We start from the raw sequence: 679 nt of genomic DNA, 5'->3' as shown, positions 1-679 counted from the left end.
CACTGACATTATTGGTTGTAAGCTGAACTGCTCGTATTTGTAGGGTTTTAGCATCTATACCAATATGAAGTTTACGCCATTGGCGACGATATTCAGATCCATGTTTCTTGCGTTTCCATTCGCCCTCACCTAGAAACTTCATGCCTGTAGAGTCCATGAGTAGATGCAGCCCATCKCTACTTTTTTGGTAGCTGATTACAATATCAATATGCTTTTGTCTTCTACAAAGCGTGGTGTAATCTGGAGCTATCCAATTTAATCCGCAAAGTTTAATCAGACTTTGMACAAARCCWGTRACCATACGTAAAGASAGWCGGAATARRGATTTRATCATTAARCAGCATTGRATSGCTGYRTCGGAGTAGGTTTGATTTCGCCCTTGYTTGCCTTKTGATKGYGCATACCATTGCGTAGCAGGATCAAACCAAATGGCAATATTTCCGCGACTCATRAGYGCTCGGTTATATGCGGGCCAATTGGTTGTGCGGTAGATTTTGTGTGTAGGCTTCTTCATTTGAAAATTATATCGCTGAAAAACCCTTTACAGATAGGTTTGTGCAACAAAGCCGGTGAAATCTATAAACGTAGCTCGGCAAACTCTTGGGCTGCAATGTCCTACGACCTGCAAATGAACACGGTGTTTTTACCGATGGGAAGTTCGTCAGTCGATGTCTGGGGT

1 protein-coding gene is annotated in these 679 nt (G+C 42.4%); it reads right to left on the bottom strand.

What is annotated here, in order from left to right; all coding sequences use genetic code 11:
* Nucleotides 1-514: IS5 family transposase (locus BWR60_RS36080; RefSeq protein WP_144445892.1), on the bottom strand; the 514-nt coding region annotated here is incomplete at its 3' end.
* Nucleotides 515-679 lie beyond the last annotated feature (165 nt).

Source organism: Inquilinus limosus (genome assembly GCF_002195995.1).
Lineage (GTDB): Bacteria > Pseudomonadota > Alphaproteobacteria > DSM-16000 > Inquilinaceae > Inquilinus > Inquilinus limosus_C.
The sequence above is the reverse complement of the archived record's forward strand: the minus strand, read 5'-3'. Positions and strand labels throughout refer to the sequence as shown.